Origin of the sequence: Bartonella vinsonii subsp. berkhoffii ATCC 51672, from assembly GCF_902825225.1 — a bacterium.
Lineage (GTDB): Bacteria > Pseudomonadota > Alphaproteobacteria > Rhizobiales > Rhizobiaceae > Bartonella > Bartonella berkhoffii.
The window spans coordinates 43,915-65,942 of sequence record NZ_CADEAK010000006.1; the positions used below are offsets into that span (position 1 = coordinate 43,915).

The 22,028-nt window shown below is 38.1% G+C and carries 19 protein-coding genes; 14 read left to right on the forward strand and 5 right to left on the reverse strand.

Features of this window, described 5'->3' with window-relative positions; genetic code table 11:
- Nucleotides 1–2: 2 nt before the first annotated feature.
- The 6 genes from der (at nt 3) to J7R10_RS04365 (ending at nt 5,076) form a co-directional block, all read left to right on the forward strand.
- Nucleotides 3–1,427 (forward strand): ribosome biogenesis GTPase Der, encoded by a 1,425-nt coding sequence (der, locus tag J7R10_RS04340; protein ID WP_010704830.1) that lies wholly within the window; start codon nt 3–5, stop codon nt 1,425–1,427.
- 966 nt (nt 1,428–2,393) lie between these two features.
- On the forward strand, nt 2,394–2,825 hold the full coding sequence (locus tag J7R10_RS04345; RefSeq protein WP_010704831.1) for an AtpZ/AtpI family protein: 432 nt from the start codon (nt 2,394–2,396) through the stop codon (nt 2,823–2,825).
- 7 nt (nt 2,826–2,832) lie between these two features.
- The gene (locus J7R10_RS04350) at nt 2,833–3,591 is read left to right on the forward strand and encodes a F0F1 ATP synthase subunit A (protein ID WP_010704832.1); all 759 of its coding nucleotides are present in this window, start codon (nt 2,833–2,835) and stop codon (nt 3,589–3,591) included.
- A gap of 54 nt (nt 3,592–3,645) precedes the next feature.
- Nucleotides 3,646–3,876, forward strand: a complete 231-nt coding sequence (locus J7R10_RS04355; RefSeq protein ID WP_004860748.1) for a F0F1 ATP synthase subunit C — start codon at nt 3,646–3,648, stop codon at nt 3,874–3,876.
- 127 nt (nt 3,877–4,003) lie between these two features.
- Entirely contained in the window at nt 4,004–4,570 is a 567-nt protein-coding gene (locus tag J7R10_RS04360) for a F0F1 ATP synthase subunit B (RefSeq protein ID WP_010704833.1), read from the forward strand.
- Between the two features lie 11 nt (nt 4,571–4,581).
- Nucleotides 4,582–5,076 carry a F0F1 ATP synthase subunit B gene (locus J7R10_RS04365; protein WP_010704834.1) on the forward strand — a complete coding sequence of 165 codons (495 nt, stop codon included), beginning with the start codon at nt 4,582–4,584 and terminating at the stop codon, nt 5,074–5,076.
- 550 nt (nt 5,077–5,626) lie between these two features.
- Here J7R10_RS04365 and glyS read toward each other — a convergent pair.
- From glyS to J7R10_RS04385, 4 genes are all read right to left on the reverse strand, one after another.
- Nucleotides 5,627–7,849, reverse strand: a complete 2,223-nt coding sequence (gene glyS, locus J7R10_RS04370) for a glycine--tRNA ligase subunit beta (RefSeq protein ID WP_010704835.1) — start codon at nt 7,847–7,849, stop codon at nt 5,627–5,629.
- Complete coding sequence (locus tag J7R10_RS04375; protein WP_010704836.1) at nt 7,842–8,792, reverse strand: glycine--tRNA ligase subunit alpha; 951 nt, start codon at nt 8,790–8,792, stop codon at nt 7,842–7,844. The genes glyS and J7R10_RS04375 overlap by 8 nt, the downstream gene beginning before the upstream one ends.
- 102 nt (nt 8,793–8,894) lie before the next feature.
- Nucleotides 8,895–10,589: a tetratricopeptide repeat protein gene (locus tag J7R10_RS04380; RefSeq protein ID WP_010704837.1), complete on the reverse strand. Its 1,695-nt coding sequence runs from the start codon at nt 10,587–10,589 to the stop codon at nt 8,895–8,897.
- A 94-nt stretch (nt 10,590–10,683) separates the two neighbouring features.
- Entirely contained in the window at nt 10,684–11,700 is a 1,017-nt protein-coding gene (locus J7R10_RS04385) for a polyprenyl synthetase family protein (RefSeq protein ID WP_010704838.1), read from the reverse strand.
- 259 nt (nt 11,701–11,959) lie between these two features.
- On the opposite strand from J7R10_RS04385, the gene J7R10_RS04390 reads away from it, so the two are divergent.
- The 7 genes from J7R10_RS04390 to J7R10_RS04420 all read left to right on the forward strand — a co-directional run bounded on the left by J7R10_RS04390 (nt 11,960) and on the right by J7R10_RS04420 (nt 18,939).
- Entirely contained in the window at nt 11,960–12,751 is a 792-nt protein-coding gene (locus J7R10_RS04390) for a tRNA1(Val) (adenine(37)-N6)-methyltransferase (protein ID WP_010704839.1), read from the forward strand.
- Nucleotides 12,752–12,937: 186 nt separating this feature from the next.
- Complete coding sequence (locus tag J7R10_RS04395; RefSeq protein ID WP_010704840.1) at nt 12,938–13,789, forward strand: S49 family peptidase; 852 nt, start codon at nt 12,938–12,940, stop codon at nt 13,787–13,789.
- A 254-nt stretch (nt 13,790–14,043) separates the two neighbouring features.
- A complete protein-coding gene (locus J7R10_RS04400) occupies nt 14,044–14,952 on the forward strand; it encodes a 4-(cytidine 5'-diphospho)-2-C-methyl-D-erythritol kinase (protein WP_010704842.1) in 909 nt (302 codons plus the stop codon).
- A 298-nt stretch (nt 14,953–15,250) separates the two neighbouring features.
- Complete coding sequence (locus J7R10_RS04405; RefSeq protein ID WP_026501316.1) at nt 15,251–15,892, forward strand: ribonuclease HII; 642 nt, start codon at nt 15,251–15,253, stop codon at nt 15,890–15,892.
- A complete protein-coding gene (locus J7R10_RS04410) occupies nt 15,889–16,851 on the forward strand; it encodes an L-threonylcarbamoyladenylate synthase (RefSeq protein WP_010704844.1) in 963 nt (320 codons plus the stop codon). Before J7R10_RS04405 ends, J7R10_RS04410 begins: the two co-directional genes overlap by 4 nt.
- A gap of 2 nt (nt 16,852–16,853) precedes the next feature.
- Nucleotides 16,854–18,263, forward strand: coding sequence for an FAD-binding oxidoreductase (locus tag J7R10_RS04415; protein WP_010704845.1), 1,410 nt, complete (start codon nt 16,854–16,856; stop codon nt 18,261–18,263).
- 148 nt (nt 18,264–18,411) lie between these two features.
- The gene (locus tag J7R10_RS04420) at nt 18,412–18,939 is read left to right on the forward strand and encodes a DUF6101 family protein (RefSeq protein ID WP_010704846.1); all 528 of its coding nucleotides are present in this window, start codon (nt 18,412–18,414) and stop codon (nt 18,937–18,939) included.
- 615 nt (nt 18,940–19,554) lie between these two features.
- Here the strand turns inward: J7R10_RS04420 and purD are convergent.
- On the reverse strand, nt 19,555–20,829 hold the full coding sequence (gene purD / locus J7R10_RS04425) for a phosphoribosylamine--glycine ligase (protein ID WP_010704847.1): 1,275 nt from the start codon (nt 20,827–20,829) through the stop codon (nt 19,555–19,557).
- Nucleotides 20,830–20,920: 91 nt separating this feature from the next.
- Here purD and ubiA point away from each other — a divergent pair, with 91 nt between their 5' ends.
- Nucleotides 20,921–21,925 carry a 4-hydroxybenzoate octaprenyltransferase gene (gene ubiA, locus J7R10_RS04430; RefSeq protein ID WP_010704848.1) on the forward strand — a complete coding sequence of 335 codons (1,005 nt, stop codon included), beginning with the start codon at nt 20,921–20,923 and terminating at the stop codon, nt 21,923–21,925.
- Nucleotides 21,926–22,028 lie beyond the last annotated feature (103 nt).

A 22,028-nucleotide genomic window follows, 5' to 3' on the forward strand; every position in this document is an offset into this window, starting at 1 on the left:
TTATGAGCCTTACCATTGCTATAGTTGGTCGCCCCAATGTTGGGAAGTCAACGCTCTTTAATCGTTTGGTTGGGCAAAAATTGGCTTTGGTTGATGATAAGCCAGGCGTTACACGTGATCGACGTGTTCATGCAGGAAAACTTCAAGATCTGCGTTTTGATGTGATTGATACAGCTGGGTTAGAAGAAGCGGGTGATTATACACTTGAAGGCCGTATGCGTTCCCATACAAAAGTTGCCATTGAGGAAGCCGATCTTATTTTATTTGTGTTTGATGCCAAAAGTGGAATAACGCCGAGTGATTTAAATTTTGCTTCATTGGTTCGCAAGTCAGGCAAACCGATAGTGCTTGTTGCCAATAAGTCTGAGTCAAAAGCAGCTACAGGGGGAGAGTATGAAGCGTGGTCATTAGGTTTGGGGGAGCCTTGTCCAATATCTGCTGAACATGGTTTAGGGCTTACAGATCTTCGTGATGCAATTGTAGATGCTGTTGGTCCGCAGCGCGCTTTTGAACACAAAAACGAACAAGAATATACTGCTGTACAGCCTGCATCCGTTGGTGATGATGTGGATGATTTGGAAGAGGGATTTGTTTACGATGAAAATAAACCCATTCGGATCGCAATTGCAGGGCGTCCAAATACAGGAAAATCGACGCTCATCAATAGCATGTTAAAACAAGATCGGTTGTTAACAGGACCAGAGGCAGGTCTTACACGTGATTCTATTTCTGTAGATTGGGAATGGAATGACTGTCATATTAAACTTTTTGATACTGCAGGTTTACGCCGAAAATCAAAAATACAAGAGAAATTAGAAAAACTTTCCGTTGCAGATACTTTACGTGCAATTCGTTTTGCAGAGGTGGTAGTGATCGTTTTTGATGCAACGGCACCGTTTGAAAAGCAGGATTTGCAAATTGCTGATCTTGTGATTCGTGAAGGGCGAGTTCCGCTTATTGCTTTTAATAAGTGGGATCTTGTTGAAAATAGTCAGGTGACATTGATTGATTTACATGAGAAATGTAGCCGCCTTCTTCCTCAGGTTCGTGGTTTAAGAGCTGTTCCTTTATCGGGCCAATATGGTCAAGGGATTGATAAACTGATGGAAAATATCATGATAATGCACCGTGTGTGGAATCGCCGTATTTCCACGGGACAACTGAATCGATGGCTTGAAACTGTTGTTGCGCATCATCCACCACCTGCAGTTTCCGGGCGTCGACTTAAGGTTAAATATATAACACAGATTAAGACACGTCCTCCTGGATTTGTGATTTCTTGTTCGCGACCACAGGTAATGCCTCAATCGTATTTACGTTACCTTTCCAATGGATTACGTGATGCGTTCGATATGCTTGGTGTACCAATTCGCATATCATTACGCGCATCTGATAATCCTTTTGCGGCACGTTTGAGAAAGAAATGATTCTTCTCTGTTTTTTAAGTGCATGAAGTCTATATTGAAGAACCAGTTTAAGAAAATAGACTTTTTCGTAAATGATTACGTTTTAATATTGAAAATGAACTGCTTTTTATCTCCAAAGAATGATGTTATTTTCAATAAAAGAAAAAACATTTTTTATTGAGCAATATATTGGTTTATAAAAATAATTTTAATCATTCTCTCTATTGAGTGAAATGAGTCATCATATGATGCTATTCTCTCGTTGCAATTTCTTGTAATCTAAAACAAAAAAGTCTTTTATTGATGCGTTATTGAAAGGAATAAATGTATGGATCAGGATTGTTTGAAGCAGAAGTCTCTTTAATAAAGCATTTTAATACAAGAGGAGTTACAACAATTGGGAATTAGAGAGTGTAATGATAGTGCGGGATAAAAAGAAGTTCTCATATCTATAATTATCAAGGAGAAAGCCGATTTGTGGCGGTTGTTTTCACAAAAAGTAGAAATATTTGCCATATCTAAAACATTTGAATGTAAAGAGAAAGACTTAAAAAGTTAATTACAAAGTGCTGTAGTGCTAGTATTTAAAATTTTGTTTATATAGGCTTCTTTGCATAACGGTAACGGAATTCATTACAGTTCTATGTCATACATTAAAAGATGTAGAAGACTCATCAATGTTATCTTTTATTTGTGAACAGGGATAAACGCTGTAAAAGAGGTTATTTTTTCAATATGTTTCTTGGTGTTTTGACACGAGAGCTTTATGGTTTGCTAAAGCTGAACAGCGATGTATTCTCTGTAGGTTGGAGTAATGATTTAAGAGTGCATAAGGGGTGAAGATTCCTAAAATGAAAAGACACGTTATTTATGGGATAAATTGTGATAGATTTCTTTTAGCGTCTTGACGAATAAATTCGAGAACAATATGATGCGCACGATTTTATAGATTAGCCTTTACTTTGCTTTTTGATTAAGGAGCCAATGATGGCAAAGGGGAATGAACCCATTGTGCCACTGCAGGAAACTGAAGCAGAAGGAAAAGGGCAAAAAGACTGTCTTCATTCAGAGGATTTGGAATGTCGAAGTAAGAAGTTAGATAGAGCTTTAATGCGTAAGAAAGCATTAAAGAAGCGCGAGTATGAAAATGAGGGGGAAGAGTCGCAAGGGAAGATAGCACATGCAATTAAGCTTTCGAGTGAGTTTCTTGCAAGTATTATTGTAGGTGTGGTTTTGGGAGTGGGGTTTGACAAGTTAGCAGGTTCATGGCCATGGGGGGTGGTACTTTTTCTTTTTCTTGGATTTGCTGCTGGTGTATTGAGTATTCTTCGGTCTGTGGGATATATTTCCTCCAGTCCATTAAGGCAAAGAGGCGTATTGCGCCAAGATAAAAGGTCCGATAAAGGGCTCGATAAATGAGGTTGAAGTGACATCACACGCTCCAGATCCTATCCATCAGTTTGAGATTTCACGACTGATTAAGATTTCCATAGGGAATATGGATTTGTCCTTTACGAATGTATCATTTTTTATAATAGCTACAGTTGTTGTAACTTCGGTTTTTCTCTTTGTTTCGTCATCAAGTCGTGGGTTAGTTCCAACACGGATGCAGTCTCTTTCAGAAATGGCCTATGAGTTTGTAGCAACAACTTTGCGGGAATCCGCTGGTGTGCAGGGGATGCAATTTTTCCCTTTAGTTTTTTCCTTGTTTACTTTTATTTTGGTTGCAAATTTTATTGGTCTTTTTCCCTATTTTTATACGATTACCTCTCAGATTATGATTACGTTTTCATTGGCTATGGTGGTAATTTTGACAGTCATTGGCTATGGTTTTTATAAGCATGGGATCAATTTTTTGAAACTGTTTGTTCCCAGTGGTGTGCCTGTTGTGGTTTTGCCTCTAGTTACGATGATTGAGATTATTTCTTTTCTTTCTCGTCCTATCAGTCTTTCACTTCGTCTTTTTGCTAATATGCTTGCTGGTCATATTACCCTCAAAGTATTTTCTGGTTTCGTTGTCTCAATGATTGGAGTAGGGGTTGTAGGTATTGGTGGTTCAATTTTGCCACTTATCATGACCGTAGCGATTACTGCTCTTGAATTTTTGGTAGCATTTCTTCAGGCATACGTCTTTACGGTTTTAACTTGTATGTATCTTAATGATGCAGTTCATCCAGGACATTAATAAAACTGGCGGTTTTACGTCGAATAGTGTAATTTCGCTTTAAAGGAGAATAATATGGAATTAGTGCTTGCAGCAAAATATATTGGTGCTGGTCTTGCTTGCTTTGGAATGGCGGGGACAGCTTTAGGCCTTGGAAATATTTTTGGTAGCTATCTTTCTGGTGCATTACGCAATCCATCGGCAGCAGATAGTCAGTTTGGCCGTCTTGTCTTTGGTTTTGCTGTGACAGAAGCTTTGGGCATTTTTTCATTGCTTATTGCTTTATTGCTTCTTTTCGGAGTTTAATCATCATCAAAAAGGGATACCTGTTTTCTGTATGAGAGGGAGGTATACTTTTTGTTTCTTAATGAGAAAAATGTTAGTCTATTGCCGTCGGTTTTAGGGGAAGTGAGTTGTTGAAGGATGAAAGAAGATGTTTGTTTCCAGTGCTTATGCACAAACCACTGACAAGCCGATAGAACATGTACAAAGTGTTGCAGAGCATGCAGATCGTGTGTTTCCGCCTTTTGATTTTGTGCATTTTGCTTCACATTTTTTTTGGTTGGCAATTTCTTTTGGGCTTTTTTATCTTTTCATCTCTCGTGTGATTGTGCCTCGTATTGGTGGTGTTATTGAAACACGCCGAGATCGAATCGCATCTGATTTAGATCAGGCGATGCGTATGAAGCAGGAAGCAGATACTGTAGTTGAAACTTACGAGCGGAAATTGGCAGAAGCGCGTTTACAGGCTCATGTTATAGCACAAGCAGCTGGTGAAGAGTTAAAAGAGAAGGCTGAGCTTGAACGAAAGGAAGTTGAAGAAAGTTTAGAAAAAAAGTTAACAGATGCTGAAAAACAGATCACAAAAATTCGGGATAAAGCTATGCAAAATGTTGGCTCTATCGCTGAAGAAGTAGCTCTTGAAATTGTAAAAAAGTTGACTGATGTTCATGTCAGCAAAGAATCTGTTCGTTCAGTTATTAAAGCTGCGGATTACTGAAGGATACAAGAATGACAGATACTTTTTGGGCGTTTGTTGGATTAATTCTTTTTTTGGTTCTTTTGGTTTATTTCAAAATTCCGCAGAAAGCTGTGCGTCATCTTGATGCGCGTGCAAAGCGTATTAAAGATGAGCTTGATGAAGCTCTTCGTCTTCGTGAAGAAGCGCAGGAAGTGCTTGCGGAATATCAGCGTAAACATGCGGAAGCAGAGAAGGATGCACAAGAGATTATTGCAGCGGCTAAGCATGAAGTTGCATCTATTATCGCCGAAGCTCGTACAAAAGCAGAAGAATATGTAAAAAACCGCAATAAATTAGCAGAGCAAAAAATTGCTCAAGCGGAAGCTAATGCGATACGCATGGTTTCTTCATCTGCTATTGAATTGGCCGTTTCTGCTGCTCGCACGCTTATCGCAAAAGAATTAGATTCTCATAAAGCGGATGAACTTATTAAAGAGTCTCTTTGTAAAGAATCTCTTAATAAAATGAAAGCATATCTTAATTAATAGCAGTTAAAGTGCTTAAAGAACCAGTTTTTTAGGAGAGTGGTTCCTTTTCAAAATTGAGTATTTCTTTCAACTTTGTCTTGCATGAGTAAGTATTTACTTATTTTGAAAAAACATCTCTCAAGCTTTTATATACTATCTGTGAAGGGTATCATGTAAGATATCATAGGATACGGCTATCTTACGCTTATGAAGGCATAAATCACTATTGTTATGTTATCACCTCAAAATGTTGGCATTTCTTTTGTCTTGAGACAATTCAAAACCTATTTTCTCAAATTTGAGCTGAAAGACTTGTATTGTTTTCGTTTTTCTCATTTAATATGTAAATGGATAAACTATTATTATAAACAAAATGGTTGTATTATAATAATTGATTCGATTTTTTGATTAGTTATTATAAAGTACCATTTACACGATAAATTCTGCAATAAAATCATCTCAAGCATCGTATGGAAATTTTTTCATAATGTTTTTAAAGGCTCAACGACCAGAACAATAAAAAGTAGAAAGATTCTCTTTTTATTATGTCAATTGATAGAGTGTTTATTTAAACTACAAGTTTTGAAAAATCTGCGACTGTTTCTGTAATGCTATGGATCTGTTTCAGAAGAGCGAGACGATTAGTGCGAATATCGGGATTTTTATCGTTCACTAATACTTTTTCGAAAAATATATCGATAAATTTTCCGAGTGGCGCTAGCGTATTGAGTGTGTATGAAAAATCTGTTGCATTGATGTGATCACGAACCTTACTTTCTATCTTCATAATTTCTTGATAGAGTTGTTTTTCTTCTGCTTCAATAAAGAGTTCAGAGTTAATTTTTTCTGCTATTATCGTGCCTTTTTTAAATTCATTCTCAAGAATATTTACAGTCCGTTTTACAGCGGCTAAAAAGTTGCTTCCATCACTTGTATTGATAAAGGCAATGAGTGCTTCAACACGACGGGCGATTAATAAAAGATCATCAGTATCTTTGTTTAAGATTGCATCAAGAGCGTCATGACGGGCTCCTTGTTCTTTTAGATAGATTTTCAGACGTTCATGAAAGAAAAGTAACAGATCTGATAAAATATGTTCTGTTTTTTTCAGAAATAAATTTTGTGATTGCGTATCTTCTCTTTGAGATGTTTCATATTGCATTTTTTGTTGTAAAAAAAGATTTGTTGCCAATTTAAACAATGGCATAAGATTAATTTTCCAGTCACGCAAAAGCACAAGCCTAATAATCCCCAATGCGGCTCGTCTTAATGCATAAGGGTCTTTGGAGCCGGTAGGTTTTTCATTAATAAGCCAAAAACCGACGAGCATATCAATTTTATCAGCGAGCGCAATTGTGATAGCAACAGGTTCTTGCGGAATACGATCTGTTGGTCCTAGAGGTTTATAATGGTCTTCAATTGCTTCAGCTATGCGAGGATCCTCTCCTTGAAGGAGGGCATATTTTCGTCCCATGAGTCCCTGCAGTTCAGGAAATTCTCCGACAACTTCTGTTTGCAAGTCAGCTTTTGCGAGTATTGCAGCACGTTTAGCTAAGAGAGGGTCTGCTTGCACTAAGGGGGCAATTTTTTGTGCTAAGGCAGCGATGCGTTCCACTCTTGTACCTTGTGTTCCTAATTTTGCATGGAAAGTTACATTTAAATGATCTAATCGCGCCATTCTCTGATCGAGAGGTTTTGTTAAATCAAGATCAAATTTCTTTGCAGAAGATTCTAAATCTTTGATATCGGGCAAATTTTGTTGGTCGGTTTGCCAAAAATAAAGCGCATCAGAAAGACGAGCACAGACAACTTTACTATTTCCTTTAGAAATTTCTTTGCCTTCATCGTTTGCAAGGATATTAGAAACAAGAATAAAATGATGAGAAAGTGTGATCTTTTCGCCTTGTTTGCGGGTTACAAAACATTTTTGATGAGCGCGAATGGTCAAACGAATAATTTCCGAAGGAATCTCAAGGAAAGATTTGTCAAAATTGCTCATAAGGACAACAGGCCATTCAACGAGTTCTGCAACTTCTTCTAAGAGGGCATTATCCTGAACCAGTTCTAAACCATTTGCAAAGCAAAGATTTTGTGCATCGGCCAAAATAATATTTTTTCGCCTTTCTGCATCGAGAATAACTTTATGGGCTTTAAGTTTAGTAATATAATCATCAAAGCGGCGGATTTGGAGAGGTTTTCCATCACTTAAAAAACGATGACCATAAGTTAGATTATTGCTTTTGAGAGAACCGACAGTAAAGGGGATAACGTGCGTTTCACCAATTTCGGGTCCGAAGATGCAAAGAATATTTTGTAAAGATCGAATCCATTTCAGTGCTCCGCTTTTTGCTGAATCTTCGCCCCAACGCATGGACTTCGGCCATGGAAAATTACGGATAATATTTGGTAAAATATCAGCTATAATTTCTTCTGCCTTTCTGCCTTTTTTGATGATTTTAGCGATATAAAAATCGCCTTTTTTACTATCATGTGCAATATTTGCTTCAGAAATATCATTTAGCCCCGTTGTGCGCAGAAAACCATCAATCACATGTTGTGGTGATTTTGTACTGGGGCCTCTACGTTCTTCATGGGTGTCTTTTGAGCATAGAGAAAGACCTCGTACGTCTAATGTTAATCGACGGGGTGTCCAATATTCCTGAGCAGCTTTATAGGTTAAATCTGCTTTTACAAGTTGATCCGTGAGACATTTTTTGAGGTCAGCAGCAGCTTTTCGTTGCATACGCGCCGGGATTTCTTCGCTGAAAAGTTCAAGAAGAAGATCAGACATGAGACTTTTCCTTTAGTGTGCTTTGCCCAGCTTCTGTGCGTAAGAACGCTTCTCCACAACGGCGTGCAAGATCGCGAACGCGAAGAATATAACTTTGTCGTTCAGTGACAGAAATAACGCCACGTGCTTGCAAGAGATTAAAGAGATGGCTCGCTTTAATACACTGGTCATAAGCTGGAAACACACACAGATGTAAGAGATTTTCTTTCTTTGGTTTTCCAGCTTCAAGGAGTGCAATGCATTCACATTCTGCATCGATAAAATGTTGGTGTAATAGTTTAGTGTCAGCAAATTCAAAATTATAATATGAATATTCTTGCTCTGCTTGTAAAAAAATATCTCCGTAACTTATTTTATTTTCGTCATCTAAACCATTAAAGTTAAGATCATAGACGTTATCCACACCTTGTATATACATTGCTAAACGTTCAAGCCCGTAGGTAAGTTCTCCTGAAACTGGAGCGCATTCAATGCCACAAACTTGCTGAAAATAAGTAAATTGAGAAATTTCCATTCCGTCACACCAACATTCCCATCCAAGTCCCCAAGCACCAAGCGTTGGACTTTCCCAATCATCCTCGACAAAGCGAATATCATGAAGCTTTGTATCAAGATCGATAGCCTGTAGCGACTTAATATAAAGCTCTTGTAAATTGGGAGGGGAAGGTTTGATAAGCACTTGAAATTGATAATAGTGCTGTAAACGATTTGGATTTTTACCATATCGTCCGTCTGTTGGACGTCTGGAAGGCTGGACGTAAGCGACTTTCCAAGGGCGCGGTCCTAGTGAACGCAATGTTGTGGACGGATGAAAAGTTCCCGCCCCAACTTCCATATCGTATGGTTGTAAAATTGCGCATCCATAATGAGCCCAATAATTTTGTAAAGTTAAGATAAGTCCTTGAAAAGAACGTTTGGGATTAAGATGTTCAGGCAGTTTCACGCTTTATACTCTTTTAATATTTAACTCATAGATAGCAACCAAAAGGACTTCATCTTCTATACGTGTCTATTGTCTCATAGGGTTATGGTCAAGCATCGTTATTTACTGTAAGCCATATTTTAGTTTTTTTTGGATTTTTAAGAAGTCTTTTGCTTCCCCATCAATTGCATGATTCCACTGAAATATTGCTTCACGTTTGCGCCCAACTTGCCAATAAGCATCGCCTAAATGATCATTCAATGTTGGATCTTCAGGTTGCAATCTGACAGCGTTTTCCAATATTTGAACAGCTTGCTTATATTGCTTAAGCTTGTAATAAGCCCATCCTAGAGAATCTAGGATATGACTATTTTGAGTTTGTAATGCAGAAGCTTTTTGCAGCATACGGAGCGATTCTTCAAGTTTTTCATCACGTTCAATAAGTGAATAGCCCAAGTAGTTAAGGACTTGTGGCTGATCAGGGAAAAATACAAGTGCTTTTCGCAAATCAATTTCAGCTTTTTGCCATTGCTGTAAACGCTCGAAAGCGATACCGCGCTGATAAAAAAGTTTCCAATCATCCTGTTGAAAATTTGTTATTTGCGCAATAGCACGATCCATAGTTTTAGCAGCTTCAGCAAATTTATTTTCTTGCATATAAAGAGCGGCTAACGTTATCACAATATGGCGATCTTGAGGGAATTTTTTCTTTAATGCGTGAAGTAATTTAATGGCTTCGTTATGCTTGTTGTTATTTGCAAGAATGAATGCAAGCCGCAGCTGCCCACCTTTATAATAAGGAGAGCTCGGTGATAAAGCTTGGTAAAGCTTAATGGCTTGATTAAGATCATTTAGTTTTGCAGAAATATTTGCTAGTTGAAACAGTGTTGCCTCATTTTGAGGAAATAAGGCAAAAGATAATTGTTTAAAAATACGTGCAATTTGTCCTGAATTTTTGTGGTTTAAGGCTGTTCCAAAGTTGTATAATACTTCACCCGCTCCTTGTTGGGGTGTTTTAACCAATCTTTCCAAGGAGGCACCTTTTTCAACTTTTTCTCGGATATTTTTAAGTATTTCGCGGCCTGGCAACATCTGTTCGCCGTGCTTGAGAGTCTGAAGAGCTTGATTGCGCATTTTATGACGCAATTGGAATGAGGCATAAGCTATGACAATACGTTCATAAGTATTGGGGGCGATGAGAATAGCTTGTCGGTTATTAAATGCTTGAGTGAAATATTTTTCTGCATCCTGTGTGTGTTTTGCTAGATCACTCATGAGTGCAAGATGGTAGCGTATAAAAAGACCATACCAAGCAGGTCCTTGGATTTTTTTAAGATCAGCGATTGCTTGAGATTCTTGTCCAGCCCCGAATGTAACCCAAGCGCCGATAAGTTCAGGTATTGGATTGTTTGCAGCGGGAGGTGCTTTTAATTGTAGAAAAAGTTTGGCATCTTGGTAGTTTTTTTTGATGAGATTTTCTATTGACAAGGTTAAGGAAACAAAGGGAGTTATAATACCTTGCTCTTTAAGTTTTTTTGCTTGTTGAACAGCTTCTTTGAAAGTTCCCACGGAGAGCATAGATTCAAAGAGTTCTTTTTGTGTTTCGATGTTATCAGGTTTATAAACAAGTGCTTGTTTAAAATAATTGATGGCAAGATCTGTTTTGTTTTCATAACTTGCAATTCTTCCAGCTAGATAAGCGCCTGTAAATGAGGTTGTATGAATTGTGGCGTTTATTTTGCTGTAGGTCGCTGATAGCATCAGTATTATACCCGCGATAAAGAGAGTAAAAAAGCGGGATACTGCTGCACTGCACATAGAGTTAATCCTTTTCAAGATAATCAATCGATTGTATAGGTTATAGATCATATCCGATTACTTTATTGAAAAATACTGTGATTCTTGCAAACAATCAGTTTACGCGCGCAATACAAAAATCAACAGTTTCAATGAGAGCATGGTAAGCAGGGTTTTTGTTTATTGAAGCAAGCGCATTGGTTGCACGCTTACCATAGATGCGTGCTTGCTCTATTGTATCTGTGAGGCTATCATATTTTTCTATTAAGTGTTGTGCATGTGTGAAAGCTTCATCATCGTTATTACCGTTTTCAAGAGCTTGTTTCCAAAATGCTTTTTCTACTGTATTACTCCGTGCATATGCGAGGATAACAGGCATTGTAATTTTGCCTTCTCTAAAATCATCCCCTATATTTTTTCCAAAATGTTGTGTAGCACCACCATAGTCCAGTGCATCATCAATCAATTGGAAAGCGAGACCTAGCAATGTTCCATACGCACGCAATGCAGAACGATCTTTCTCTTTATAACCCGCGATAATTGGTCCCACTTCAGCAGCAGCTGAAAAAAGTGCTGCTGTTTTTGCGTTGATAACTTTGAGGTAGTCTGAAGCACTTGTTTCTAGATTTTTTGCAGCAGAAAGTTGCATTACTTCTCCTTCAGCAATGATTGCAGCAGCATTTGCTAGGACAGAGAGCGCTTCTATAGAACCAACATCAACCATCATTTTAAAAGCTTGTCCTAAAAGAAAATCTCCAACAAGGACGCTTGCTTGATTTCCCCAGATCATTCGTGCAGTAGATTTTCCGCGTCGTAAATTACTTTCATCAATCACGTCGTCATGTAACAAAGTTGCCGTATGCATAAATTCAACAGCTGTTGCGAGTTTTATATGTCCATCACTTTGATAACCGAACATATGAGCGGAAGCTAATGTAATCATTGGGCGTAACCGCTTTCCACCTGATGAAATCAGATGATGGGAAATTTCAGGGATCATTTCAACCTCTGATTTTGCCATAGAGAGAATAAATTGATTTACACGCTCCATATCATGTTGGGTAAGGTTGATAAGGGATTGGAGAGATACTTGATTATTGCTTGTCTGATTTAATTTTGTGGCGACACTCAATATGTTTGCTCCTAGAAGTATTGCAATGGACAGATATGAATTCTATTTTTATTTGCTAGCATAAAGGGGGTTTTGTTTTGACTCAAGCTTTTGATGTCATTTTTAAGAGCAGAAGTTTTGAATGATATTGGCAAGGAATATTTTAAAAGCTTGTGTGAGGTTATTGTTATGAAGTTATGGGCAAAATTTAAAACAGCTTTTTAAACGACAATTGTATAAGGAAAAGTGCAATTCATAAAGATGAACATTAGGCTTGTAAATGAATGATATAACGAATCAGAGTGATGACACAATTGACAGTTTTCATCATGGAAAGTTTTATTTGGTGCAACCACGTAAATATGGTCATCGTTCTGGTATGGATGCTATGTTATTGGCCAGTTTAGTTCCCAATGATTTAAAGGGAAAGGTTGTTGATTTAGGTGCTGGTGCTGGTGCAGCAGGGTTGGCAGTTGCTTCGCGTTGTTTAGAGGTTCATGTTACATTGGTTGAGCGATCAGCTTTTATGGCATCTTACGCGCAAAAAACGCTTATGCTAAAACAAAATGAAAAGCTTTCTGAGCGAATTTGTTTATTAGAAGCAGATGTTACTTTGAAAGGTAAGAATCGCTTAAAAGCAGGATTGGCAGATAATTCTTTTGATTTTGCAATTATGAATCCACCTTTTAACAGTCCCACGGATCGCAAGACACCTGATAAACAAAAGTCTGAGGCACATGTTATGTCTGAAGAGATGTTTGATCATTGGTTGCGCAGTGCAGCAGCAATTGTTAAGCCCAGTGGATATTTAGGGTTAATTGCTCGTCCACAATCACTGACTGATATTTTGCGCGCTTTAGAAGGGCGCTTCGGTGGTGTTTGTATAATTCCTGTTCATGCACGCGCGAAAACAGCGGCAATTCGTCTTTTATTTTATGCAAAACGGGGAAGCAAAGCGGCTTTATCCATATTGCCGGCGTTGGTTATGCATGAGGGTGATGATCATGCTTTTTCACCGCGGGTTGATGCAATTAATAATGGATGTATAAGTTTGTGGGAACTTTTAAAATGATCTCTTGTGTTTTCCGGTTTATTGCTTAAATTCAGTTGAAAGCTTCGTTTTTAGGAGTTTAAACTTTGTATAAAGTTTTATTTCTAGTTGTAATGTGGGGGGTATTGCTTTTGGAGGTTACAGCGTTCTTCCTTTCTGTTGTCTTTTCTGATTTGGTTTGTCTTAAATTTATGAGGAGATTTTGTTTTGTTGGACGTTATTAAAAATCTTGTTCCACGTCGTTTTTGTTCTAGTAAACTTGAAATTCCTGTGGTGCGCCTTCATGGGGCAATTATGGATTCAGCGTCACCAATAGCACGGTCGCTTTCATTAGGCAGGTGTGCGAGTCTTTTGGAGAAGGCTTTTGCACATAAAAAAGCACCGGTTGTTGCACTTATTATTAGCTCTCCTGGAGGGTCTCCTGTGCAATCGCGTTTTATTTTTAAGCGTATCCGTGATTTGGCAGAGGAAAAAAATAAACAGGTTCTTGTCTTTATTGAAGATATAGCGGCGTCAGGTGGCTATATGATTGCTTGTGCAGGGGATGAGATTTTTGCTGATCCTTCTTCGATTATTGGTTCTATCGGTGTTGTTTCAGCATCCTTTGGTTTTCCTGAGCTTTTGAAGAAAATTGGTGTTGAACGACGTGTTTACACAGCAGGAAAGAACAAGGTTACCTTAGATCCTTTTCAGCCTGAAAAGAAGGCAGATATTGAGCATTTGAAATCTCTACAACTCGAAGTTCACCAAACTTTTATTGATTTGGTTAAAGAGCGACGTGCAGCGAAGTTATCAAATGATCCGAATATTTTTACAGGAATGTTTTGGAGCGGAAAGAAAAGCGTTGAACTTGGACTTATTGATGGATTGAATGATGTGCGTTCCATTATTAAGGAGCGGTTTGGGAATGATACCAAGCTTCGATTAATCACACCCTCAAAAAGCCTTTTAGGACCTAAAGTTCCTTCAGGAGTTGCTGCTCATGCGGTTTATACAGCGGTTGATAGTGCTTTGATGCTAGCAGAAGAGCGAGCACTTTGGCAACGTTATGGTTTGTGATGAGAAGTATCATTCGATAATGCTCAAAAAGTTAATCATTTTGCTTCAAAAGTGATTATGAGAAAGAGAAAGTATCAAATGATGCGAATGATTGCATTCAGTTTATTATGTATAACAGCTTTTTACATTTATCGTTTGTTAAAAAAACGAGTACAGAAGATGTTACAGGGTGGTTATTGTGGAGAATCTAAGCCAAATAGAAGGGAAAGGGGTACATTGGTAAAAGATCCCTGTACAGGTGAATATTACGTAAGATGATATCGGATGTGCAAGCTTCATTTAAAAGGCATTCTTCTATATTCACGCCTATTAAGTTGAATTTAGCTTTGCACGTTGTTGGGCAGCGCGCGGATGATTATCATTTAATAGAAAGTTTGGTTTATTTTAGTCTCAGTGGGGATCGTCTAGACTATGCGTCTTATGAAAGGGATCACTTTGTTTTAAAAGGTCCATTTGCCAATAAGCTTGTTTCTCTTTCAGATAATTTGGTTATTCGCGCACGTGATTTTATGTGCAAGACATTTCCCAAAAGTGCTCAACCGGCTTTTTTTCAACTTGTTAAGACGTTGCCTGTTGCTTCCGGTATTGGTGGTGGCTCAGGTAATGCTGCCGGTGTTATAAGCATATTGCGTCAACAGTGGAATCTTGATTGTTCTTGTGAAGACTTAGCAGAAATGAGCTTAGTTCTTGGTGCTGATGTACCAATGTGTCTTTTTGCATTGGAATATCAGCAGCCACTTTTTGTGCAAGGAATTGGCCAAGATATTATACGATTAAAAGAGACTTGCCCTCTTGCAATGGTGTTAGTGAATCATGGTCAACAGATTGAAACAAAAGCTGTTTTTAAGGCTTTGGAGGAGCATGATTATCCTTCCTTAAAGATTAATCCAGAATCTCTTAAAACAGTTTATTCATTGGTTGAGGCTTTACAAGAAACGCGTAATGATCTTTTTGTTCCTGCATTAAAAATTGCACCTCAATTAACACAAGTGTTATCTCTCTTAGATGAGAGTGGCTCTCTTTTTTCTCGTATGTCAGGGACGGGAGCAACTTGCTTTGGTATTTTTAAAGATCAGAAAGCAGCTCAAAAGGCAGCTCTCTTTATCAAATCGACACACCCAAGTTGGTTTGTAAAACCTATCGTGACTTTAGGAAAAATGTGAGAAATAAATTAAAGGTAAAAGATTTTTTTTGGGGGTAAAGATTCATCATGTGCAATAGAGAGATTACGAAAGGGCATAATTTTTTATTTTCCAGATCAAATTGTTACATGCTAAGATGATGTTTTAGGAGAAGTATCAGATAGCAGTGCGCAAGACTACGTAATTGAATTCTTTTTTTCTGATGCTTGTACAAGAGTTTATGAAGATGTTTGCTGATCTATTTTTATTGTAGAGCTTTTAGAAAAGAGGCTGTACGCAAAAATGGATATCTGCTCCATTATATTTGTGTTTATCAAAAATGTTTAATTTACCACTTCAGCCAAATTTTTCCTATGAACTGGATTTGCAGAGACAGGGTTTTTTTTATATAGCGGGTGTTGATGAAGTAGGACGTGGACCTCTCGCGGGGCCTGTTGTAACAGCAGCGGTCGTTTTGGATAAAGATCATATTCCTGAAGGGCTGAATGATTCAAAAAAGCTTTCTATTTTACAACGTGAAAAATTGTATGATGAAATTTTGCGAAATGCATTAGCGGTTTCATTTGCGAGTCTTTGTGCTCATACAATTGATCAGTCTAATATTAGAAAAGCGACTTTGGAAGCGATGCGTCGCTGTATTATAGGGCTAGCAATTCCAGTTCACTATGCACTGGTTGATGGACGTGATATTCCCTCTGAATTACCATGTCCAGCAGCTGCTTTGATTAAAGGTGATCAACGTTCGGTTTCAATTGCAGCGGCATCTATTATTGCCAAAGTAACACGGGATAGGATGATGGAATGTGCAGGACAGGTTTATAAAGATTATGGTCTAGAGAAGCACGTAGGTTATGCGACGTTAGCACATCGCGTAGCTCTTCATAAATATGGACCAGTTTTAGGATTACACCGATATAGTTTTTCACCAATCAAAGAAAACTATAGGAATGATGTGTCATGACAATTTTGCCTTTCAATAGTGTTTCAATAAAGGAAGCAGTTGCACTTCTTGAACAGGGAAGGCTAGTAGCGCTGCCGACAGAAACTGTCTACGGATTGGCGGGTGATGCAACCAATGGGAGGGCAGTCTCTTCTATTTTTTCTACAAAGAAGCGGCCACAATTTAATCCTCTGATTGCTCATGTAAGCGGCATCGAAATGGCGGAACACTACGTTGATATTGATGTTCTTTCACGTCGATTGATGGAGGTATTTTGGCCAGGCCCTTTGACATTTGTTTTACCTTTAAAAGTACATCATGATATTCATCCTTTAACCACTTCTGGTTTGAATACATTGGCTGTTCGTTTTCCAGATGGTTGTTTTGCGGAAATTGTACAAATTTTTGGTCGTCCTCTCGCTGCTCCGAGTGCGAATCAGTCTGGACGTCTTAGCCCGACTTCTGCTGAAGCTGTTTTAGAATCTTTAGGAAGATCTGTTCCTTTGATACTTGACGGAGGACCTTCTAAAATAGGACTTGAATCGACGATTATTAAGGTATGTGGTGAAAGACTTTATCTTTTACGTCCTGGAGGACTTGCGGCTGAAGAGATTGAAAAAATTGCGGGAAAATCGCTAAAACGAATAGATCAACGGGCTGCAATTGAGGCACCAGGGATGTTGAAATCGCATTATGCACCCAATGCCGCAATTCGTTTGAATGCACAAAAGGTGGAAAGCGGTGAAGCCCTTTTAGCATTTGGTCCCAAACGTATTATGGGTGTTGAAAATGCTGTTTCTATTTTAAATCTGAGTGAAAGTGGACAGTTGGAAGAAGCAGCCTCTCATTTATTTCAATATATAAAGCAATTGGATTCATGCAAAGTGAAATCTATTGCGGTAGAGTCTATTCCATCATATGGGTTGGGTGAGGCTATTAATGATCGTCTCATGCGTGCTGCGGCTCCAAGGGAGAAATGAAAATGGAGCAGGAAGTAATTGAAAGATTTAGAAGTATTGTTGGTGCGGCGCACGCGATAACAGATCAGGCGTTAATTGCACCTTATTTGCTTGAAGAACGCGGACTTTTTCACGGAAAAACGCCATTGCTTTTACGTCCGTCTTCTAATGCAGAGATATCGTCAATTATGCAGTTAGCCAGTCAAACACGCACACCAATTGTGCCGCAGGGAGGAAATACAGGTCTTGTGGGTGGTCAACAACCAGATGAGAGTGGGAAGGGCGTTCTTTTATCCATGGAAAGATTGAACAAGATAAGATGTATAAATCTTGAAGGTCATTTTGCTGTGGTAGAGGCTGGTGTTATTTTACAGGATTTACAGAAAAAAGCAGATGAATTAGGTCGTTTTTTTCCCCTCTCTTTGGCTTCAGAAGGTTCTTGCCAGATAGGGGGAAACCTTTCATCGAATGCTGGAGGGACAGCTGTTTTAGCTTATGGCAATATGCGTGAACTTTGTCTTGGCTTGGAAGTCGTTTTACCTGATGGCCGTATTTTGGATGATTTGCGTTTTGTAAAAAAAGACAATAGCGGTTATGATTTGAAAAATCTTTTTATTGGTGCAGAAGGTACTTTAGGCGTTATAACAGCGGCAGTTTTAAAGCTTTTTCCAAGACCAAAAGGAAAAGCAGTTGCTTTGGTGGGATTAAGTAATCCAGCGAAAGCTCTCGAGTTTTTATCTCTTGCTCAATGTTATGGAGGGGAGATGTTGACAGGCTTTGAGCTTATGGGACAACTGAGTTTGCAAATGGCTTTAAACTATAAGATGTGTGAGAGGTCTCCTCTTGAACATGAACATGAATGGTATGTATTGGTCAATATTTCATCATTACAAGGTGAGGGTGAGGCGCTATCAGTACTCAATATCATTTTAGAAGAATCTTTTAAAAATGGTGTGATAGAGGATGCAGTGATTGCGCAATCATTAAAGCAGCAAGATTTTTTGTGGCAATTGCGTGAAAGTATATCCTCTGCACAAAAGTTAGCAGGAGGGTCTATTAAGCACGATATTGCGGTGCCTCTTGCTGCTATTCCTGATTTTATCACTGAGGCAGCACGTATTGTTGAAGAGATTGCGCCGGGTGCGCGGGTGGTTTGTTTTGGGCACATGGGTGATGGAAATTTGCATTATAATGTGACCCAACCTGTGGGAGCTGATACTACAGTGTTTTTGCAGTTATGGTCACGAATGAATCATCATATTCATAATTTAGTGATGCACTATCAGGGTACTTTTTCTGCTGAGCATGGAATTGGTCAATTAAAGCGTGAAGAGCTTCGCACTTTCAAATCACCTGTTGCTTTAGATATTATGCAAGGGATTAAGAAAATGCTTGACCCTTTAGGGATTATGAATCCCAGAAAAATATTATAATTCAAAGAGAGATGAATTTTATCACGTGTTTTTGTTTAGATTTTAATAACCAAAAAAGAAACCAGTTGTTTTTTATTCAATCTTTTAATAATCCAATGGGAAAAAGCTGTTAAAGGGGGTATAGATTAAATAAATTGGGACACTATCTATGGCTAATCAATGCTTTAATCAGGCAAAAGCGGTGCTTGAATTTCGGTTAGATCCGTGCCATTTGCCACAAACAACGACATATTTCTCTTCAAAAACGGGCAATCAAATCGTTTGTTCGTTAAGTGAGCGCGGTGTTTTCTTTAAAACAGATATTCCCTCAAGCTTGTCACATTTAATACCATCTTATCACTTCAAAGGCATTGCAGCACGTACTGTAAAAACGCGTTCAGGAGAGAAAGCCGTTGCATTAGAGTTGTTTCATAAAGATAAGGAATCTTGCATTCCGCTTCTCGTTTCTAGAGATTTAAATAATGTTCTTCTGGATTGGCGATTATGGGCGGATATTTATGATCTTCCTATGCTGATGATTAATGAAGATCATCGCATTATGGTTGTTAAAGATCGTTCTGATTTACGTCGTTTTTTAGGGACAACACTGCATTCTAAACAAAAGCGCTTTTTACTTCGTTATAGCAATCCATTGGGTTTACGTTTGGTGATTGGGAATCGCGTTGCTCTACAGTAGTATTGATGTGCATTCAGTTTTTACTATTGTGCTGTCCTATGCGTTTATTTATGCTACATTCTGCATTTTATTGACTATAAATTAAAATTTTTGACAACTTAGGTTTGCAATAGGTGTTGATTGTATGAGACTTCTTCCCTGTGTGGTTAATAATACAAAACGCCTTTTTTAAAGCATTTAAGTCATGGTTTTAAGTAAAGCGGGAACATGCTTCTTGACAGTGAATGCTTCGTTTTTGCGTTTATCATGAAAGTATTAATAAGTGAGAACAGAAAATCTATGTTTTTTTCTATCCAAGGAAAATGACAGTATATAATACTTGTTTTCAAACTTTTGCAAGCAAAAGATGCGTTGTAAAAACTGGTAAGCAACTGAATTTTAAATCAATATAACAACAAGATAACTATGTGATTGGACTCATAACTTTATAAGCAGTTTTTTTGTTTTTCCTACTTTGTAATGGATATGAATAGCATATGTATATGTTTTATTTTTCAAGTAAAATTCAATATTTTAAAATGGCGAGAAATATAAAACAGTAAACAAATTTACGTATTATATTATCACGATATTATCACGGCCGAATTTAAATGATAAAAAAACTTCTCAAAAGATTTAACTTTCTCGTGCAACGGCTCGCCATCCGATATCACGGCGGACAAATCCTTCTGGCCAATCAATACAATCAACAGCTTCATAGGCACGTTTTTGAGCTTGCGTAACGGTTTCTCCTGTTGCCGTTATATTTAAAACGCGCCCACCATGAGCAATGAGTTGCCCATTGTGTAATGCTGTGCCAGCTTGAAAAACTTTCACATCAGGGTGAGTATTTACTTTATCAAGATTACGGATAACAGTACCTTTTTGAGGAGTATCTGGATAACCCTTGGCAGCCATAACAACAGTTAAAGCAGTTTTTTCAGACCATTGAAGGGGGGTATGTTCAAGCTTTCCTTGAGCTGCGGCAAGAAGAAGCGGAAGAATATCCTCTTTGAGACGCATCATTAAAACTTGACATTCAGGATCACCGAAACGTACGTTAAATTCAATGAGTTCAGGTCCTTTTTTCGTTATCATCAATCCAACAAAGAGGATACCTTTAAAGGGAGCTCCCATTGCATTCATGCTATAGAGAGTTGGTTCGACAATTTCTTTGAGAGTACGCTGAACCATTTCCTGTGTCATGATAGGGGCTGGTGAATAAGCTCCCATGCCACCAGTATTGGCTCCTGTATCACCGTTACCCACACGTTTATGATCTTGTGCAGATCCAAAGGGAAGAGCAGTTTTACCATCACAAAGACAAAAGAAGCTTACTTCTTCACCTTCAAGAAAAGATTCTACAACAATTTTTTTTTCTCCATTACCAAAGGCATTTTTGAAGCAAGAATCAACAGCGTTAAATGCTTCTTCCATAGTTGTTGCAACAACAACACCTTTACCAGCAGCTAAGGCATCGTCTTTAATAACAATAGGAATACCTTGTTGACGAATATAAGCTTTGGCTTTTACAGCATCATTAAAACATTGGTAGGATGCCGTAGGAATGTTATTCTTATGGCATAGATCCTTTGTAAAAGCTTTTGAACCTTCTAGCTGAGCAGCTTTTTGAGTCGGTCCAAAGACACATATATGAGCGTTATTAAGAGAGTCTGTTATACCAGAAACGAGAGGAGCTTCTGGTCCAACAACGACCAAGTCAATAAAATGGGTTTTACAAAAGTTAATAACGAGAGAGTGGTCATTAATGTTCAAATCAATATTTTCACCCAGTTCCATTGTTGCAGGATTTCCAGGAGCACAATATAATTTTGTTAGCAGTGGTGATGCTGCTATTTTCCATGCCAAAGCGTGTTCTCGTCCACCTGAGCCGATAAGAAGGATGTTCATTGTTTGCTCCTATCATAGAAGATGATTAAATACATTTTCTTGTCATAAGAATGAAATACCTGTATCGCAAGACTAAAGGTAAAACTATTTGATGAAAAGAAATAAAAATATTGCACATATTCAATCTCCTGAGAAACAGGGGCGTGTTATGGATGCATCCTCCAAACAATGGGTTTATTATTTTCTACCGTCTTCTTTGTGGTTTTATGCTCAATTGGCGCGTTGGGATAGACCTATTGGGTGGCAGTTGTTGATGTGGCCTTGTTTTTGGTCAACAACAATGGCTTTTGTCTCTTATGAAATGCATAAATTGCCTTTTTTAACCATGCTCTTTCATTGGTTGTGGTATCTTTTTCTTTTTTTCCTAGGATCTATAGCTATGCGGGGTGCAGGGTGTACGTGGAACGATCTTATAGATCATAAAATTGATTCTCAGGTAGAAAGAACACGCTCTCGACCATTGCCAACAGGGCATGTGAGTCGGTTTCAAGCAAAAGTTTTTATATTGGCGCAATGTTTGGTTGGTTTAGGTGTTTTATCGCAATTTAATAGATACAGTTTTTTTCTAGGGATCTCATCACTGATAGCAGTTGCGGTATACCCTTTTATGAAACGTATAACATATTGGCCGCAGTTTTTTTTAGGTATTGCATTTAATTGGGGGGCATTAATGGGGTGGGCAGTTGTGTGTGGAAGTTTGAGTTGGGCACCCATTTCACTTTATGTAGGATCTATTTTATGGACGATAGGATATGATACAATTTATGCACATCAAGATAAGGAGGATGATGCTACTGTTGGTGTAGGTTCCACGGCACTTCTTTTTGGTAAAGGTACTAAGCGTGCTTTGGTATTTTTGTATAGTGGTTTTGTAGTTTTCGTCAGCCTAGCATTTTATTTAGCACAGGTTCCTCTCTTTAGCTTTTTAGGAGTTATTGTTGCAAGTATTCATATGTTTATTCAAATTAAAACGCTTGATGTAGATGACAATTCACAATGCTTAAAGCTTTTCAAATCGAATTCGTTTATTGGTTTTGTGGTTTTCGTTGGTTTAGTATGCGGTGGTATATGGATGATCATTTACCCAGCCGTTTAACAATAAGCTAAAAGAAGAATCATATGTATATGATTTTGGAAGTGGAGGGAATGAAAGTTTAAAGATGTTTTTAGTGATTAAAAATCTCTTGTTCTTTGCAATT

Bases quoted from the DNA above. Each gene is read 5' to 3' on its own strand.
- der (WP_010704830.1), top strand. From the start codon at position 3: ATGAGCCTTACCATTGCTATAGTTGGTCGCCCCAATGTTGGGAAGTCA.
- J7R10_RS04345 (WP_010704831.1), top strand. From the start codon at position 2,394: ATGGCAAAGGGGAATGAACCCATTGTGCCACTGCAGGAAACTGAAGCA.
- J7R10_RS04355 (WP_004860748.1), top strand. From the start codon at position 3,646: ATGGAATTAGTGCTTGCAGCAAAATATATTGGTGCTGGTCTTGCTTGC.
- J7R10_RS04360 (WP_010704833.1), top strand. From the start codon at position 4,004: ATGTTTGTTTCCAGTGCTTATGCACAAACCACTGACAAGCCGATAGAA.
- J7R10_RS04365 (WP_010704834.1), top strand. From the start codon at position 4,582: ATGACAGATACTTTTTGGGCGTTTGTTGGATTAATTCTTTTTTTGGTT.
- glyS (WP_010704835.1), bottom strand. From the start codon at position 7,849: ATGTCTGATCTTCTTCTTGAACTTTTCAGCGAAGAAATCCCGGCGCGT.
- J7R10_RS04380 (WP_010704837.1), bottom strand. From the start codon at position 10,589: ATGTGCAGTGCAGCAGTATCCCGCTTTTTTACTCTCTTTATCGCGGGT.
- J7R10_RS04390 (WP_010704839.1), top strand. From the start codon at position 11,960: ATGAATGATATAACGAATCAGAGTGATGACACAATTGACAGTTTTCAT.
- J7R10_RS04400 (WP_010704842.1), top strand. From the start codon at position 14,044: ATGATATCGGATGTGCAAGCTTCATTTAAAAGGCATTCTTCTATATTC.
- J7R10_RS04405 (WP_026501316.1), top strand. From the start codon at position 15,251: ATGTTTAATTTACCACTTCAGCCAAATTTTTCCTATGAACTGGATTTG.
- J7R10_RS04410 (WP_010704844.1), top strand. From the start codon at position 15,889: ATGACAATTTTGCCTTTCAATAGTGTTTCAATAAAGGAAGCAGTTGCA.
- J7R10_RS04415 (WP_010704845.1), top strand. From the start codon at position 16,854: ATGGAGCAGGAAGTAATTGAAAGATTTAGAAGTATTGTTGGTGCGGCG.
- J7R10_RS04420 (WP_010704846.1), top strand. From the start codon at position 18,412: ATGGCTAATCAATGCTTTAATCAGGCAAAAGCGGTGCTTGAATTTCGG.
- purD (WP_010704847.1), bottom strand. From the start codon at position 20,829: ATGAACATCCTTCTTATCGGCTCAGGTGGACGAGAACACGCTTTGGCA.
- ubiA (WP_010704848.1), top strand. From the start codon at position 20,921: ATGAAAAGAAATAAAAATATTGCACATATTCAATCTCCTGAGAAACAG.